The sequence below is a fragment of the Mesorhizobium sp. M1334 genome, assembly GCF_040317995.1.
Lineage (GTDB): Bacteria > Pseudomonadota > Alphaproteobacteria > Rhizobiales > Rhizobiaceae > Mesorhizobium.
Genome location: NZ_JAMYLM010000019.1, coordinates 35,324 through 50,693, shown reverse-complemented (window position 1 = coordinate 50,693; position 15,370 = coordinate 35,324). Strand labels below are relative to the sequence as shown.

The window sequence follows — 15,370 nt, the reverse complement described above, 5'->3', positions numbered from 1 at the left end:
ATTTTGTGCTCGGGCTGGCGTAAGGACGCAAGCAACGGTCTGCGACCACGTCGAGCGCCATCGCGGCGATCGGCTCCGGTTCTTTGCTGGGCCGTTTCAAAGCCTATGCAAAGCCTGCCACGATTCATCGAAACAGTCGGAAGAGCGCAATGGCTATTCGAGCGCGGTAGGCGCCGACGGATGTCCTGAGGATCCGCGACATCCGTTCAATCGAAGTGCCATTCGTCTCGGGGGTCAGTCGTAAGCATCTCCAAAAAGGACAGCGCCTTGCTCATCCACGAGGCTCTGGAATTCGCCATAGCACTTAGATAAATGAAGGCACTGCGACTTCAGTGCGCGCACAGCGGTTTCCAGTTTGATGGGTTCGCTACCCCCAATACCATAGCGCGGGTTCGTGCCACCCTGTGCCGGCAACCGCTTCATCATCTGCGTAATCCCGAGCTCGACATGCGGCGTGAACCTATGGGTATGCTTGTTGCGAAAATCGTCCGTTGTTGATTTGTAATCGCCTGCGTCGACCCTGTTGAGGACCCTGATCAGCTTCTTCCATGATCGCCAGGGCTTAGCCAGCTTGCAGGCCCACTCTTCGTTGATCTTCCAGTCCTCCGGAAGGGTCTCAAAATCATCCGACCATTTCTCACCTAGTAGGACGCAATTCGCTTGGTGGGACAGATGGGCCGCTGCAAAATAGAATCTTGCTTTTAGCGTATAGGGGCTCAGAAGTGCAGTCGACGCTAGGTCCTGTACGAATTCGTGCAGGATTTCGCTCTTCTCGAGAACGTCGAGCCCTTGGATTACCTTTTGCCAGACGCCGAGCCGCTGCGTAAGACTGATAAGGTGATTGATTCCGTTGGCGAGGTCTCTTGCAGCCTCGGCCGCCAAGTCCCTATAGACCATCTGTTGAGGGCCGAATTCCGCGTCGAGCCTGACGGTTGTAGGCGCCCTGAACCAACCATAAGGCATAAAGGGTGTGAATGCTTCGGTCTCGCGGAGCGCCTTGAGATATTCGGAATATTTCGACGCAAGAAAGTCGTTCACCTGTTTCATCAACAATCTTTTCTGAGCGGCGAATTTGCCTGATTTCCGGGGTCGGAATTTGCAAGAGAATATCTAATTTGGGACAGCGATCGTCCCAAATTGAATTACGCCTAACGTCTGCTCTCGAGACAAGACGCAATATGAGCCCTAGACGATCCGGAAGGCGTTCTTGAAGTCCTCGTGCATGTCCGTGTCCTTCGGCGGATAAAGGCCCTTGGCGCGCAACGCGTCGACGGTCCTGTGATGGCGCGCCACCCGCGCGTCGTCGTAGAGGATTTCCTCATCGGGGCAACTGTCGATCCAAGCAACGAAGCTCGAGGCAGCTTCCCGCCCATGTGCGGCCGCAAGGCCTATGGCTACATGCCCTGCAATCTCATTGATCGCTTTCCGATCCATATTGCCGCCCCTCACAACGCATTGGTCGGACGACAGCCGGCGCAGCTGGACGAATGCCTTCCGAATGCCGATTGCCGCCTCTGTCTCGGCAAAGCCCATTCCGTCGGCTCGGCATTGGCGGCGGAACTTGAGCGCGGCATCTTCAGCGGTTTCCGGGATAAGGCCGATCACCGCCACAATGGCGATCACCGCGAGCACGATCATCGGGCCATATTCAAGCATCGAAGTTGGTCCCTGGTTCAGTTCTAGGGGGGCGGCGTAGGTCCGAACAGCGGTCGCGTCAACAAATAACTTACTGAAAATAAAAGAGAAATCGCCGATCTCAGCGGCGCCGCTGCCGCGTCCAGAAGGCGGGGGCGGGTCAAAAGTCGCCAGCTTTTTTGCCGCCTAGACCGCCGTGGCTGTCACGCGCAGAGTTAGTTTTGCCATCGATAGGTTTTCACCATTTGGAGCGCCACTCCTTAGAGGCCCCCTTCGATCGGGCCGTTAGCGGAAGTCAGCCTCCCCGGCGCTCCATGCCCAATGCGGGCTTTGGAGGGGTCAAGGTCGACGCGATCGAGGCGGGCGGTCACGACGCGTGATCGCCCGCCGCATGAAATCAGTATTGGGGTTTCGGCATGGGTTTGCGCGGACCGGGCGCGGCTCGACAGCGACTTGCTAAGGAACAGGCCGCAGAAACCAAGCGGCGCCTGCCTTGGAAAAAGAAAGGCCTGTCCCGCGCGAAGCGGATGATCGCTTTCCTTCAGTGGCTTCCTGTCACGAAGGGCATCCGCCGCGGCAAGAAAATGCGGCTCCTGCCGTCACAACGGGAATTCGTTGAGAACGTTTTTGCGACTGACAAGGCCGGCAGACGCAAGGTCTCACTCGCCATTCTCAGCCAGCCGAAAGGCAACGGCAAAACTGGCTTGATTGCTGGGATCTGCCTGGCGGCGCTTCTTGGTCCGGAGTCCGAAGAGCGTGGCGCCGTGTTTTCGGCGTCGATCGACCGCGGCAAGGCGGGACTGATTTTCGATGAAATGAAGGCGACGATCCTTCGCGTCCCGGAATTTGCAGCCCGGGTGAACATAGTCGACTTTCACAAGAAAATTCACGTGCTCGAGGGTGACGGCCTCGATTCCGTATACGAAGCGCTATCGGCAGACGCCCGCCGCTCGCAAGGGCTGTCGCCGACGCTGTGGTGCTACGACGAGCTTGGAGAGGCGCCAGACGGCGCGCTGCTCTCCGTTCTGATGGAATCGGAAGGCAAGCGGGACGAAACGCTCGGCATCGTGCTTTCGACCCAAAACGAGAGCGACGACCATCCGCTCTCCAGGTTGATCGATGACGCGCTGACTGGCGCGGATGCTTCGACCTATCTCCAACTCCACACGGCGCCGGAAGACGCGGACCCGTACAGAGACGAGACTATCAAGGCCTGCAACCCTGCATGGGGCCACTTCCTCGACCTGAAGGCGGTGCAGAAATCCCGCGACCGGGCCCGACGTATGCCGGCGTTCGAAAGCTCCTATCGGCGCTTGCGGCTCAACCAGAGGGCGGACGCCAATCCGGAAAGCCGGATCGTGACACTTCCGGTCTGGAAACAGAATGCCGGCCCGGTCGATCGGGCTGCATTGAAGGGCCGCGCCTGTTTCGGCGGCCTCGACTTGAGCGGCAAAAATGACCTCACCGCCCTGGTGCTGGTCTTCCCGTCGGACGATCCGGATCCGACATTCGACGTCTTGCCGACCTTCTGGACGCCTCAGGACCAGCTTGAAGCCCGCCGGCCCGCCGAACGGGAACGATTCCGCAGGTGGATTGCCGAAGGCCACATGCTTGCCACGCCTGGCCCGACCGTCCGCTACAACTTCGTTGCGGCGGAGATGGCGAAACTGGCGAGGGAGTTCGACATCAAGTCGATCGCCTTCGATACCTATCGAATCGAGGATCTGAAGACCGAGCTTGACGATATCGCCTGCACGCTGCCGCTCGAGCCCTTTAGGCAAGGCTTCGTCAGCATGGGGCCGGCCGTGGAGCGTTTTGCAGAACTCGCTTTGTCCGGGAAGCTACGACACGGCGGGCACCCTGTTTTAACCGCCGCTGTAGCCGGGGCAATCACGGTCAGTGACGCCGCCGGAAACTTGAAAATCGACAAAGAGAAATCCAACGGCCGCGGACCAGTTCGCGTGGACGGCGCAGTGGCGCTCGCCATGGCGATGCAAGTCGCCAATCGTTTCGAACCTCCGCCAGTCAAGCCTTCGCTGAAGGGCTTCCTGAACAACCCCGTCATGGTGGTCTAATGAATTTCAAATCTTGGATTGGCCGGACTTTCGGCCTCACCGATACGGCGCCGTGGTCCTACTTCTACGGCGGCGCCAGCGCTGCCGGGAAGGCCGTCACCGACAATACAGCGATGCAGCTTGCAACTGTGTGGTCTTGCGTCCGGCTCAACTCTGAGGCCGCCTCCTGCCTGCCGCTGCAGGTCTTCGAAAAGGACGGTCGCGGCGGTCGCAATCCTATCGATCACCCGTTGGCAGAAATCATCGGCGATAGTCCGAACGCCGATCAGACCGCATTTGAGTTTTGGGGCGCCATAGTCGCCTGGCTGATGGTGCGGGGTAATGCCTATGCCGAGATCGTCAAGCTTGGTGACCGCATTACTGCGCTGAATCTGCTTCCTGCCGACCAGGTGAATGTGACCCGAGAGGCGGGCGAGCTCCGCTATAAGTTCACCGATCGGGGCAAGCCGGTCGATCTTCCGGCTGAATCAGTCCTCCACATTCGAGGCTTTGGATTTGGCGGCGATCTTGGCCTTTCGCCAATCAGGTTCGGCGTTCAGACATTCGGCAGCGCTATCGCTGCGGACGAAGCCGCCGGCAAGATCTTTGGCAATGGACTGATGCCGAGCGGCGTCCTTTCGACCGAATCGGAGCTGAACAAAGAACAGCGCACACAGCTTGATGAGATCCTGAAAAAATACAGCACCTCAACAAATGCCGGCAAGGTCATGGTGCTCGAGGCCGGGCTCAAATTCGAGCAACTCAGCCTCAATCCCGAAGACATGCAGATGCTGGAGACCCGTCGCTTCAACGTCGAAGAGATCTGCAGATGGTTCGGCGTGCCGCCCGTTGTGATCGGCCATGCAGCGCAGGGTGTGACCGCTTGGGGAACAGGTATCGAGCAACTGCTTTTGCAATGGCTGACGACCGGACTTAACCCGGTGCTTACACGCATCGAAAAGCGCATCTCCAAACAGCTGATCGGTCCTGGCGAGCGCCGGCGCATTTACCCGGAGTTCAACCGCGAGGCCCTGCTGCAGGCCGATAGCGTGGCTAAGGCGTCGTTCCTGTCGACCATGGTCCAGAACGCGCTCATGAGCCGCAACGAGGCCCGGGCGAAGCTCAATCTGCCTCACGCCGGCTCTTCCGCCGATGCCCTGACCGCGCAAACCAATCTGGCGCCACTGGACAGGCTTGGAGGCGACAACACCGCCGCGGCGAAGGCCGCTTTTCGGTCCTGGCTTGGCATCGAGGAAAACAAGAATGTCGATTAAAATTCGCGACTTCGAACTTGATATTAAAGCCGTTGACGCTGACGGTTCTTTCTCGGGCTACGGCAGCGTTTTCGGCGTGGTCGACCTTCAGAATGAAGTCGTGGCTCCCGGTGCATTTGTGGACAGCCTGGCCAGCCGGAAGGCGACGGGCCGCAAGATCCCCGTTCTATGGCAGCATCAGTCCAATCGCCCGCTTGGCGTTTATGAGACCGTGCAGGAAGACAGCAAGGGGCTGTACGTCGAAGGCAAATTGCTGACGAAAGACGTCGCGTTGGCGCGCGAAGCCCATGCCCTGATGAAGGCCGGAGCCGTCTCCGGACTCAGCATTGGCTATTGGACCCGCGAAGCCTGCTATGACGAAAAGACCAGCATCCGCACTCTGACAAAATTGGACCTCGAGGAAGTTAGCATCGTCACGATGCCGGCCAACGAGGAAGCTCGGATCGATGCCATCAAGATGAAGCTTGCTCATGGCGGGCTTCCCACACTTCCCGAATTCGAGAGGCTCCTGCGAGAGGCAGGATTCTCACGTTCACAGTCCGCGGTGATCGCCAATCGCGGGCTGAAGCATTTGCTAGCGAGTCAGCAGACCCGGCGAATGCAATGGCCGCCAGTGACCTTGTGAAGGCGCTTTCGGGCTTCAATCTTCCCAAAATCTGAGGATATCAAAATGACTAAACATTATCCGGCCGGCGAGTTTCGCCGGAAGGCGGTCGGCGATCGCCTTGATGACCAGAACGAGTTCAAGAGCGTGATGAACGCGCTGAAGGCTCGTGACACCGAAATCCAGACCTTTGCCACCAAGGCGAGCGAGGAAATCAAGACGCACGGCAAGGTGCTGGACGAAACCAAGGCGGCGCTCACCAAGCTTTCGACCGATGGCGCCAGCCTTCAAGACCGACTTCTCCAGGTCGAACAGAAACTGTCCCGGCGCAGCTTCGGCGACACTCCTGCAAAGTCGATCGGCGAACAACTGACCGAGACCGACGACTTCAAGGCACTCCAGAGCAAGGGACGCGGCACCGCACGCCTGAACCTTAAGGCAGCGACGATCACCTCCGCAACGACCGATGCCGCTGGATCCGCCGGCGATCTCATCCGGCCGGATCGTGCTCCTGGCATCATTACGCCGGCCGTCCGCGAACTGACGATCCGGGACCTTCTCCTGCCGGGTCGCACGTCTTCGAACGCTATCGAGTTCATGCAGGAAACCGGCTTCACCAACAACGCGGCGCCGGTGGCGGAAGGGGCAACCAAGCCGCAGTCGGATCTGAAGTTCGATCTCGTTACCACCAATGTCCGCACGATCGCGCATTGGTTCGCGGCATCGAAGCAAGTCCTGTCTGACGTCCCGATGCTGATGTCCTACATCAATGGTCGCGCGACGTTCGGCCTGAAATATGTCGAAGAGGCCCAGCTTCTTGCCGGCGACGGCACGGGGCAGAATCTCCATGGCATCGTCCCGCAGGCGTCGGCGTTCTTTCAGTCGACGCTCAGCAATGTCATCAAGGACACCCCGATTGACACTATCCGGCGTGCGAGCCTTCAGGTCCGCAACGCGGAATATCGGCCGAGTTTTGTGGTGCTCAATCCCATCGATTGGGCAGAAATCGAACTCACCAAGGACGTCGACAATCGGTACGTTTGGGTCAATGTCCAGGTTGGCGGTACGATGCAACTTTGGCGTCTTGCCGTTGTCGAAACGACCGTCATCGCTGCCGGCGAATTCCTCGTCGGTGCGACCATGGGCGCGCAGGTGTTCGACCGGGAAGACGCCGCGGTCGAAGTTTCGACCGATCACGACGATTTCTTCGTCCGGAACCTCGTGGCAATCCGCGCCGAAGAGCGGCTCGCCCTTGCGGTGAACCGGCCGGAGTCGTTTGTGCACGGCTATTTCGACCTTGGCTCTTCTCCGTCGCTGAACGCCTAATCGGGCGTCCTGAACTTGAACTGAGAAGGCGGCTTCGTGCCGCCCTCTTTCGTTTCAGAGGGTCGATATGAATCTTGTTCTCGAGACCGCGCCGGCTTCGCTTGCCGAAATGATATTCCAATCGGTGTGCGATCATCTGCGCGTTGAAGCGGGCAACGCCGTGCCAACTGATGAGGCATACATTTCTGCTTGCATCAGTGCCGCCGTATCGCGGCTGGACGGCAAGGAAGGACGCCTGGGGCGGTGCCTTCTGACGCAGGAGTGGACCTTGTACCTCGATTGCTTTCAAACCTGCATCGAGCTCCCACTGCCGCCGCTGCAGGAAGTCATCCATATCAAATACCTTAATAGCGACGGGCTTCTGCAAACGCTGGATCCGTCGGCATATCGCGTCTCTGGCGCCGGTTCATGGCGACCTGAAATCGCTCCGGCCTATGGCGAGACATGGCCCGAAAGCCGGTTTGTTGCGGACGCCGTGCAGGTTCGCTTCCGCGCCGGCTATGGCGACAGCGAAGAGAACGTTCCTCCGCCGATCCTGCAAGCAATCAACGTCATGACCGCCCACTATTATGTGGAACGGCAGCCGATCACATTCACCACGCCGCACGAAATCCCGCTCTTGGCCTGCGATCTGATCGCGCCATTTCGCATCTATCGGTGAGCCCAATGCGCATCGGTAACATGAATAGGCGGCTCGTCATTCTTCGGCGGGTCCAAACTGGCACTGATACGCTGAACGCACCTGTGTCTGAGTGGCAAACTTGGCGCACGGTTTGGGCTGAGAAGATCAGCAAAAAGGAAGACGAGCGGTTTTCAGATGATCTGCGTCAGCGCTACGCGGTGCGCCTGGTCATCTTCCGCATCCGCTATCTCGCCGACATTTCCGAAGTGGACCGTGTCGAGTGCGAGGGCGTGACTTACGACATCAAGGGACTGCGCGAGCTCGGCTTCCGAGAGGGCACCGAGATCAGTGCCGAATCCCAGTCCTGACCTCACATGGCGCAAGATGTGCTCGCCATCACGCTTGGCTTTCGAGCGACGAAGAAGCTCGCAAGTCACCCGATCTTCGGGACCGACAAGCGAAAACACGTCGTCAACCAATTGATGGACGTCATAGCGGACTGGAGGCTCAGTCCCTTCGAGTTCGAAGGAGCCTGCCGCGCCGGACTTCGTTCCGCATTGTGCCTTGATGGTTATTCTTGGCAACGGGCTGATGATGAAGCCGCGTCGATCATTGAAACATGCCTGAGAGGCCACAGGCGTCCGACCTGGCCGCAAGGCCAGCCGGAAGGCGTCGATCGAGAGAACTGTCTCGGCTGTAGCCAATTGCTCGACACGTCGGACCGCCAGTTGCGGCGCGTGTCATGGTGCTCCGAACTCTGCCGATTGGCCACAAAAGTTCGCCGCGAACAGGCGGACGTTTACCGGGGCAAGGAAGTCACGCAGCGGGCATTCTACCTCGCCCAAAAGCAACAGCTACGCAAGCGGGCCTGCGAGTTCTGCAGCACGTCGTTTCGGCCTTCGGTGGAGGACTCCCGCTTCTGTTCGTCGTCATGTGCACGACATGCCCGCGGTGACATCCTCGAGCAAAAAGAGTGCGCGACGTGCGGGAAAACATTCCGACCTTCTAGCCGTTCAAAGGCAGGTCTGTATTGCTCGCCGGTGTGCGCGTCGAAGGGAAGGACCACGAAGCCGGAGCGTCCGTGTGCCCATTGCCAGCGCGTGTTCAAGCCGCACCGGCATTCACAGCTTTGGTGCTCGCGTACATGCAGGGCAGCAGGAATGAACGCGACCTTGGCGCCGCGCCTTTGCGATCACTGTAGCGAGACGTTTCAGCCTGCCAGACCCAAAGCCAAGTTCTGTTCTGCCAAGTGCCGGAATAGAGCGGCTTACGAGCGCTCCAAAGCCACATGACCGTCGTTGTAAGCCGCTGCCTTCGGGCGGCGGCTTTTTCGTTTCTCAGAAAGGGACTGGGCCATTATGGCCGGCTGGGATTGAAGTTAACGGGGATAGTCTGAAGCAATAGCGGCTCGCCTTTTGCATTCCGCCCTCGACTCGATGTATTTCTTCGGGGCTGGGGGATCTATGACAGCAGAAATCGCAATATTGAACAAAATGGCGGTCGCTCTGGCGACCGACAGCGCGGTCACCATTTCGGCCGGGAGTGAAGAGCAAAAGATTTACGACTCGGCCGACAAGCTGTTCGACCTATGCGGCCCGACGCCGATCGGCGTCATGATTTACCACGGCATGCAGTTCATGCAGGCGCCTTTGCCGATGCTGATTGCCGACTACCGGCAGCGCTACCAAGAATTCGATCGACTTCCGGAGGCAGCGTACGATTTGCTCCGTTTCCTGTGCGAATGGGGAGCGAAATCACCGCAGAAGGTCAGCGATGCGTCGCTGACGAACATGATCGAGCCGGTCATGGACCGGATCAAGGCGCGAGTGCAAGAGAAGTTGGAGAAGCTGGTGAGCGGCAAACCGCCCGAGCAGGACGATTTTATGAAGCACCTCCGCGCGTTTTTCGAAGAGTCGGTTGCTCTTTTCGAACGCATTCTTGCAAAACGGCCGGACGCGAAATTTCTTGGGCCAGACGGCAAAAAAGGCCCGCCGAAGATTGGCGACGCCGAAATGGCAGCCATAACGGCTGTAGTAGCCCGGAACTTCCACGGCGAGTCAGAGGCGATGACTGCGCGGCTCGCCGACCTCGGCAAGAATGCCGTGCTGAAGAACATGTTGTCCGGCGGGGAAACCGGTGTTGTCGTAGCCGGCTTTGGCAAGAAGGATATTTTCCCGAGCCTCGCCTCGTTTGAGATCGATGGAATGGCCTTCGGCCGTTTGAAGTACATCGAGACAAACACGGTCGACATCGATCGCGACGGCGATCGCGCGCGGGTTATACCATTCGCTCAGAAAGAAATGGTCGAACGCTTCCTATATGGCCTGGACGAAGGCATCGAGCGGTACATAATGCAGTTCTGCATCAACACCGTGCCAGACATAAGCAGCCACATTCTTGCCAATCTTGAGATGGGCGACGAGGACCGAGCAGCGCTGGGAGCCAAGGCAGAAGAGGCGCAGAGAGCCTTTTTGAGCGAGCTTCAGAATTCGACTTTCGCTGACATACGATCGCAGTCAAAGTCCGCTATTGAAGACATGGTGGAATTCATGCCAAAGCCTGAATTGGCCACGATGGCCGAGGCATTGGTAAATCTGACGTCGATCAAGAGGAAGGTTTCAAGGGGCATGGAAACCGTCGGCGGTCCGATAGACGTGGCCATAATATCGAGGGCTGACGGCTTCATCTGGGTCAAGCGGAAGCACTATTTCACTGCTGAATTGAATCCAAGGTACGTCAATCGCGTTCAGCACCAACCAGCTCGTAGGGAGAACAGTCATGAATCGCAGCCAGATCCAAGACCCCGTCGACCGGCGAAAGCTCGACCGTCTCGCTGACCGGCTCAATGAGCCGGCGTCCCAGGAGCTCAATGCAGCTATCGCCAAGACGAAAAAGAAAATTGCAGCGGCTTTTTCAAACGCAAAGAAGGTGCGCGCAGCCTTCAAATCTGCCCATTAGAGGCCAGTCAGCGCGTCCGGTTGATTCACCACGCCGGCGCGCCTGAGGCAACGCCTTGAACGCACCTAGCGAGTGTCAGTACACCGAAGAGTAGTCTTCGCAAAATCGGCTCGCCTAGCTAGATGAAGGAACATTCTGTATGGTCCGCCTTCTTGGGGGGTCTATGCGCATCAATTTGCTTGTCAGCTTCATTCTGACGCTTGCCACAGTCAGCGCCAGAGCGGACGACGTTGAAAGCTTGTATTTCACAACAAAGAACGGGGGAGGTCCGAAGGTCGTCAACTCTTCGACGGGTTTCGCTCAGCCAGTCGTCGAAGCGGTCGATGGGAAGAAGCCATTGGATTGCCCGCCAGAGGCATTTTGGTCCGCGGACGATGCAGTGTATCGATGCAAAGATGACGTGAAATACCTTTTGGTGAGCCCGTCAAACCCTGCGGCATATCCAGCCGGCGCACTAATCCTGAAAAGCTCCGACCCCGGCACCGACGACCCCGGTCCTAGTGCGCCAAAGGCAAACTAGATGTTAGACCGCGATCATTTCTTAGATGAGAAAAAATCTCTTAGCACAACCATTTCCGAACTTTGTCGGTATGTCGCGTTCGGGCTTCTGGTGGCGTTCTATACGATCAACGCCGACGATTCCGATTTCTCCACGAAGTTGAGGACATATGGCGTCCTCGTTTTTTTGATCGGTTTTTGCGGCGCGCTGGCCGTGCTTTGCGATTACCTCCAATACGTGTGTGGCTTGGCTACCGTTAACCGCGCGCTTTCTACCAAGTTCTATGAGTACGACGACCAGTCAGGGCCTTACTGGGGGAGGCAAACCGCTTTCGAGGCGAAACAGGGTTTTATCGGCGTGGGAGCCCTATCCCTTGTAGCAATGGTTTTGGTGGCCACGTTTTAGTTGGCGGCGGACATCCCCTTGGCGGATTTTTGCTTCGGGAACTATTTCAGCGCATGCTAATTGAATCCCGGTCGTGCGGGTGGGGTTCATGCGTTTGAAGTTTGTTGAACCGTTGATGCCGTCCCTAGTGGAGAACCCGCCCGAAGGGGACGATTGGATTCACGAGGTCAAGTTCGACGGCTACCGCTCCCAGATCGTCAGGGATGCCGAGGGCGTGCGCATGTTCACTCGCCGCGGACTCGACTGGACGTCGAAGTACCGCGACCTCGCCAAGGCGGCCGGCGAGCTCGAGGTGGAAAGCGCCATCATCGACGGCGAGATCATCGTTCTCAACGATGCCGGCTTGTCTGACTTCGGTGAGTTGCGCAAGGCGATCACCCGGCGCCAGCACGACCTCTATTTCGTCGCGTTCGATCTCCTGCACCTCAACGGCCACGATCTACGCGATATGCCGCTGGAGGACCGCCGCGAGATCCTGGCCGAGATGATACCGGAAGGCGGTCGCATCCAATTCAGTCAGGGGTTGTGCCGGGCGACGCAAAGGCGATCTTCCATCTCGTCGACCAGGCCGGGCTCGAGGGCATGGTTTCGAAGCGCAGGGACAGCAAATATCGCAGCGGAAACTCAACCGCCTGGCTAAAGACGAAGGCTTACAGCATCGATGAATATGAGTTGCTCGGGGTCGAACGGGAGCCTGGTAAGCCTGCTTTCGCGCTGATGGCCGACCGGGGCACCGGGCGCTCAGCCTTCATCACCTTGAACCGGGAGATGCGCGAACGCCTCTGGGAGCGCGTGCAGGAGCACGCTGGCGCGGCGCCGAAGGGAATGAAGCGGCCGGCGACGCAATGGGTCAAGCCGGGGCTGATCGGCCGCGTCAAGCACCTGCGCGGAGAGGAAGACTTGCGGCACGCCTCGCTGCAGGATTTCAGGGAGGAGGGGACTTAATCACCGGCTGCCAATTCACGATCCGCCGAGTAACTTGAGAGCCGCGGCGATCAGCGACATGGCGCCCTCAGCTGTAAGGTTGCCCGCGGCGCCGACGAGGGCTTCTCGCGCATCGGAAAGCAGGGCTTTGATACGGCTCCCATCGGGCTTGTTGTTGTTGGCCTCGTGTTCAATTGCTTCGATGGCATGGCTCAGACGGGGGCCGTCGGCGCCCGCTTTTGCGAGGTCGGGCAACGACTCCCGAATTTTGCGAACAATTTCCAATATCTGAGTGCTCGACGTGATCGAAACGTTAATGTCACCGGCGGTATTTCCGCTGCCCATATTGCCCGCAAAGGTGCCGATCGAGCCAATGTTGTAAGTCACCGCTGCCTCCTTCGCTAAGTTCTGTTCGCTTTCGTTGAACGTGTAACCCTCCCCGGAAATGCCTGCGCGTTCGAGGTCGAGCGCCCAATCGAGGGCTAAATTTCGTACGGCGTCGACAATATCCTGGACTTGACTGACACTGAGATGATTGGCCATGCGACCAAATTTAACATCCATGTTTTTGTTTAGCTCTTGAATTAGAGCTGTTGGAAACGGCATTTCCACGTGGCCAGTTGTCGTTCGGGCGATAGTATCTTCAAGTGAGGAAAGCGATTGCCGCGACTCACACCTCGAAAGGAGGTCGTTGTCGACCTGCTTGTCCATAATGAGCGGTATCCAGCCATTGTATGGATTGAAAACTTGGGGGCGACCGTGGAGTTTCCGATAGTCCGGAATATCGGCGCCGACGTAGCCGGTCAATTCGTGCTCCACCCAATCTTCGATCCTTGGAAGCTTTAGCTTCGCTGCAGCCACTTTGACTTTTCGAAGGATGGTCGACACGGGCACATTTGGATTGAGTGCGTCTCGCTGAATCTCTTCGACCAAGCCGGCCATTTATGCCTCCAACAAATTTCTTCCCTCTTGCACGCGCACGCGCCACCCGCGCAAGGGCGCGTTTGGCGATTTGTCCAACGACCGGCCTTGACGTTCAATGAATTTGTTCCTTTTCTGTTCTCATGGCGCACGACCCGATCGATACGCTGGGAAAGGCGACCCGGCACAATATGCTCGTCAAGGCGGAGTGTAGTTGCGGCAACGTCCGTTATTGCCGATCTGCCGACCTGATGATGGTCTACGGCGGCGGGGTCGATCCATTGAAGCTCAAGTTCGATTGCAGCCGCTGCAAACCTGAGATCAAGATCACCCTGCTTGAGGTGCATCCCGAGCACTTGCCAAAGCGGCTGATGATCCACAAGCCAATGAAGGGTCCGGACGGCAGGATCCACTGGCATACCGAGCGGTTCAGGGGATGACGGGGACCGCTCACAGGTCGCAGGAACAAGCTAAAGGTGGAGGATGATGCGAAGGTCGACAACCATAAAGCCAGGCGATGTATTTGGGCGGTTTACAGTGATCAGGCAGGTCGAGAACGATCGTCGCAACAGGCCTCAGCAACTTTGTCGTTGCGAATGCGGCAATGAGCGCATTGTCATCAACAACAGTCTGAAGACCGGCAACAGTGGCTCGTGCGGCTGTCTCGCACGAGAACGGTCGGCGGCGACACATTATCGTCATGGTGGCAAGGGCACGCCTCTTTGGCGCGTCTGGCGTGGGATACGAAACAGGTGCGAGAACCCGACCAACTCCGACTTTCGTCACTATGGCGGGCGCGGGATCAAGGTCTGCGCCGAATGGCATGATCTTGTCGTTTTCCGCGATTGGGCATTTGCCAATGGTTGGGAGGATCGCTCGCACCTTCCGAAAAACGAGCGCTTGTCCATCGACCGGATCGATAATGACGGTCCTTATAGTCCTAAGAATTGCCGCTGGTCGACAAAATCAGAGCAGTGTCGCAACAGGCGCAGCAACCGCGCTGTGCGCCGCTCGGATGGCAAGACCTACGGAACGATCGTTGCTGCGGCCGAGGACGTGGGAACTTCTTACAATGATATTCGAGCGGCCTGTCTCTGCATGCACAAGCGCAAGATCGTCGGCGGATACGGCTGGGCCTTCGTCAGGAATGGTCCCGTAGCGGATTAACTGCCGCCTCAATCCACCAAGCCTTGACCGAGCGCATGGCTTTGTCTGCCGCCTCGAGCCGACCTGATTCTCCGGCCGCCAATTCTTTGGCGATGACCAGGCCGCCCTTTCAACGGGGCGGCTTTTCTTTTCTTGCATCGAAATCCATCAGGGGGATTCCGTTGTGTCTGTCCTTCTCAGACTGGTTTGCCCAAAGCCGCCAATGCGGAGCCGGCACCTCTTCGTGTTGCCATTCTGCTTCGGCCCATGAGTTCAAGTCAAATTGTTGAAGGTCCCCAAATCGATCCGGATTGCGTGCCGTTATTGTGGTGATCTTGCCGACGAAGATTACGCCACCAATGTCATGATAGTCACGGTTTCCCACACTGGACTCTATGCCGTCGATAATCTCCAAAACCCAATCGGATCCGAAGCTCGTCACTTTTTCCATAGCTGGATAAAGGAGTGATGGAACCGTGAGATGTGGCGGCGCGGGCTCCAGCGTTAGAACCCCAAAGCGGTTTTGCGGTCGCGGCCCCAAGACGAACGCCAATACAGATTGTCTTGCCCCTCTGAGTCTTACCAACTCTCCCGGCTTCGTTTCGGCTAATTCTTTGATTGAAAAATTCGCTGCGATTGACAAAACACCCTCCCTCTTTTGTCGCGCGCCAATATGCGCGGGAGTGCACGGAAGGGCAAACGATTCGCCAAATGGACGCTAATGGATGCCGGCGAATATTAGGGAAAACTTGGGGGAAATTGCCTGTTGGCAGTCTGGATCAGCTGCTAAGTGCTTGAAATTGCTGGTACGCCCAAGGGGAATCGAACCCCTGTTACCGCCGTGAAAGGGCGGTGTCCTGACCGCTAGACGATGGGCGCGCTCAGATGTGAGCGCTTATAGTTGCGTCGCGACAAACCGGCAACCCGTCTGCCGCCGGCTGCGACAACTTTTTTCCTTTGGCTCCAAACCGCGTCTTTCCGACAGCCAAGCTGGTTTTGCGG

At 57.9% G+C, this 15,370-nt stretch carries 14 protein-coding genes, 1 tRNA gene and 1 pseudogene; 11 read left to right on the top strand and 5 right to left on the bottom strand.

The genetic code is table 11. The features are described 5' to 3' along the window. Positions 1–234: 234 nt before the first annotated feature. On the bottom strand, positions 235–1,047 hold the full coding sequence (locus NKH17_RS25355; RefSeq protein WP_352899221.1) for a hypothetical protein: 813 nt from the start codon (positions 1,045–1,047) through the stop codon (positions 235–237). A gap of 138 nt (positions 1,048–1,185) precedes the next feature. Then, positions 1,186–1,656 (bottom strand): hypothetical protein, encoded by a 471-nt coding sequence (locus NKH17_RS25350; RefSeq protein WP_352899219.1) that lies wholly within the window; start codon positions 1,654–1,656, stop codon positions 1,186–1,188. A 506-nt stretch (positions 1,657–2,162) separates the two neighbouring features. On the opposite strand from NKH17_RS25350, the gene NKH17_RS25345 reads away from it, so the two are divergent. The 9 genes and pseudogenes from NKH17_RS25345 (at position 2,163) to NKH17_RS25305 (ending at position 12,322) form a co-directional block, all read left to right on the top strand. Then, positions 2,163–3,710, top strand: coding sequence for a terminase large subunit (locus NKH17_RS25345; protein WP_352899218.1), 1,548 nt, complete (start codon positions 2,163–2,165; stop codon positions 3,708–3,710). Next, positions 3,710–4,963, top strand: coding sequence for a phage portal protein (locus NKH17_RS25340; protein ID WP_352899216.1), 1,254 nt, complete (start codon positions 3,710–3,712; stop codon positions 4,961–4,963). The genes NKH17_RS25345 and NKH17_RS25340 overlap by 1 nt, the downstream gene beginning before the upstream one ends. Continuing rightward, positions 4,953–5,588 carry an HK97 family phage prohead protease gene (locus NKH17_RS25335; protein WP_352899214.1) on the top strand — a complete coding sequence of 212 codons (636 nt, stop codon included), beginning with the start codon at positions 4,953–4,955 and terminating at the stop codon, positions 5,586–5,588. The genes NKH17_RS25340 and NKH17_RS25335 overlap by 11 nt, the downstream gene beginning before the upstream one ends. A 45-nt stretch (positions 5,589–5,633) precedes the next feature. Then, positions 5,634–6,893 carry a phage major capsid protein gene (locus NKH17_RS25330; protein WP_352899212.1) on the top strand — a complete coding sequence of 420 codons (1,260 nt, stop codon included), beginning with the start codon at positions 5,634–5,636 and terminating at the stop codon, positions 6,891–6,893. A gap of 67 nt (positions 6,894–6,960) precedes the next feature. Then, entirely contained in the window at positions 6,961–7,554 is a 594-nt protein-coding gene (locus tag NKH17_RS25325; protein ID WP_352899210.1) for a head-tail connector protein, read from the top strand. Positions 7,555–7,559: 5 nt separating this feature from the next. Next, a complete protein-coding gene (locus NKH17_RS25320) occupies positions 7,560–7,883 on the top strand; it encodes a phage head closure protein (RefSeq protein ID WP_352899208.1) in 324 nt (107 codons plus the stop codon). Between the two features lie 1,095 nt (positions 7,884–8,978). Further along, on the top strand, positions 8,979–10,352 hold the full coding sequence (locus NKH17_RS25315) for a hypothetical protein (protein ID WP_352899206.1): 1,374 nt from the start codon (positions 8,979–8,981) through the stop codon (positions 10,350–10,352). A gap of 641 nt (positions 10,353–10,993) precedes the next feature. Further along, positions 10,994–11,377, top strand: a complete 384-nt coding sequence (locus NKH17_RS25310) for a hypothetical protein (RefSeq protein WP_352899203.1) — start codon at positions 10,994–10,996, stop codon at positions 11,375–11,377. Positions 11,378–11,465: 88 nt separating this feature from the next. Continuing rightward, positions 11,466–12,322 (top strand): annotated as a pseudogene (locus NKH17_RS25305) (ATP-dependent DNA ligase). A gap of 15 nt (positions 12,323–12,337) precedes the next feature. Here the strand turns inward: NKH17_RS25305 and NKH17_RS25300 are convergent. Continuing rightward, positions 12,338–13,243 carry an AbiTii domain-containing protein gene (locus NKH17_RS25300; protein WP_352899201.1) on the bottom strand — a complete coding sequence of 302 codons (906 nt, stop codon included), beginning with the start codon at positions 13,241–13,243 and terminating at the stop codon, positions 12,338–12,340. A gap of 122 nt (positions 13,244–13,365) precedes the next feature. Between NKH17_RS25300 and NKH17_RS25295 the strand changes: the two genes are divergently transcribed. Both NKH17_RS25295 and NKH17_RS25290 read left to right on the top strand, forming a co-directional pair. Then, on the top strand, positions 13,366–13,662 hold the full coding sequence (locus NKH17_RS25295; protein ID WP_352972604.1) for a hypothetical protein: 297 nt from the start codon (positions 13,366–13,368) through the stop codon (positions 13,660–13,662). A gap of 97 nt (positions 13,663–13,759) precedes the next feature. Further along, entirely contained in the window at positions 13,760–14,389 is a 630-nt protein-coding gene (locus tag NKH17_RS25290) for a hypothetical protein (protein WP_352899197.1), read from the top strand. Positions 14,390–14,498: 109 nt separating this feature from the next. Here the strand turns inward: NKH17_RS25290 and NKH17_RS25285 are convergent, their stop codons facing one another. Further along, positions 14,499–15,011 (bottom strand): hypothetical protein, encoded by a 513-nt coding sequence (locus tag NKH17_RS25285; protein ID WP_352899195.1) that lies wholly within the window; start codon positions 15,009–15,011, stop codon positions 14,499–14,501. A 161-nt stretch (positions 15,012–15,172) separates the two neighbouring features. After that, positions 15,173–15,247, bottom strand: a tRNA-Glu gene (locus tag NKH17_RS25280). Between the last annotated feature and the right edge of the window lie 123 nt (positions 15,248–15,370).

Coding starts and splice junctions, on each gene's coding strand:
- NKH17_RS25315 (WP_352899206.1), top strand. CDS start 8,979: ATGACAGCAGAAATCGCAATATTGAACAAAATGGCGGTCGCTCTGGCG.
- NKH17_RS25310 (WP_352899203.1), top strand. CDS start 10,994: ATGTTAGACCGCGATCATTTCTTAGATGAGAAAAAATCTCTTAGCACA.
- NKH17_RS25325 (WP_352899210.1), top strand. CDS start 6,961: ATGAATCTTGTTCTCGAGACCGCGCCGGCTTCGCTTGCCGAAATGATA.
- NKH17_RS25340 (WP_352899216.1), top strand. CDS start 3,710: ATGAATTTCAAATCTTGGATTGGCCGGACTTTCGGCCTCACCGATACG.
- NKH17_RS25320 (WP_352899208.1), top strand. CDS start 7,560: ATGCGCATCGGTAACATGAATAGGCGGCTCGTCATTCTTCGGCGGGTC.
- NKH17_RS25330 (WP_352899212.1), top strand. CDS start 5,634: ATGACTAAACATTATCCGGCCGGCGAGTTTCGCCGGAAGGCGGTCGGC.
- NKH17_RS25295 (WP_352972604.1), top strand. CDS start 13,366: ATGGCGCACGACCCGATCGATACGCTGGGAAAGGCGACCCGGCACAAT.
- NKH17_RS25350 (WP_352899219.1), bottom strand. CDS start 1,656: ATGCTTGAATATGGCCCGATGATCGTGCTCGCGGTGATCGCCATTGTG.
- NKH17_RS25355 (WP_352899221.1), bottom strand. CDS start 1,047: ATGAAACAGGTGAACGACTTTCTTGCGTCGAAATATTCCGAATATCTC.
- NKH17_RS25300 (WP_352899201.1), bottom strand. CDS start 13,243: ATGGCCGGCTTGGTCGAAGAGATTCAGCGAGACGCACTCAATCCAAAT.
- NKH17_RS25345 (WP_352899218.1), top strand. CDS start 2,163: ATGATCGCTTTCCTTCAGTGGCTTCCTGTCACGAAGGGCATCCGCCGC.
- NKH17_RS25335 (WP_352899214.1), top strand. CDS start 4,953: ATGTCGATTAAAATTCGCGACTTCGAACTTGATATTAAAGCCGTTGAC.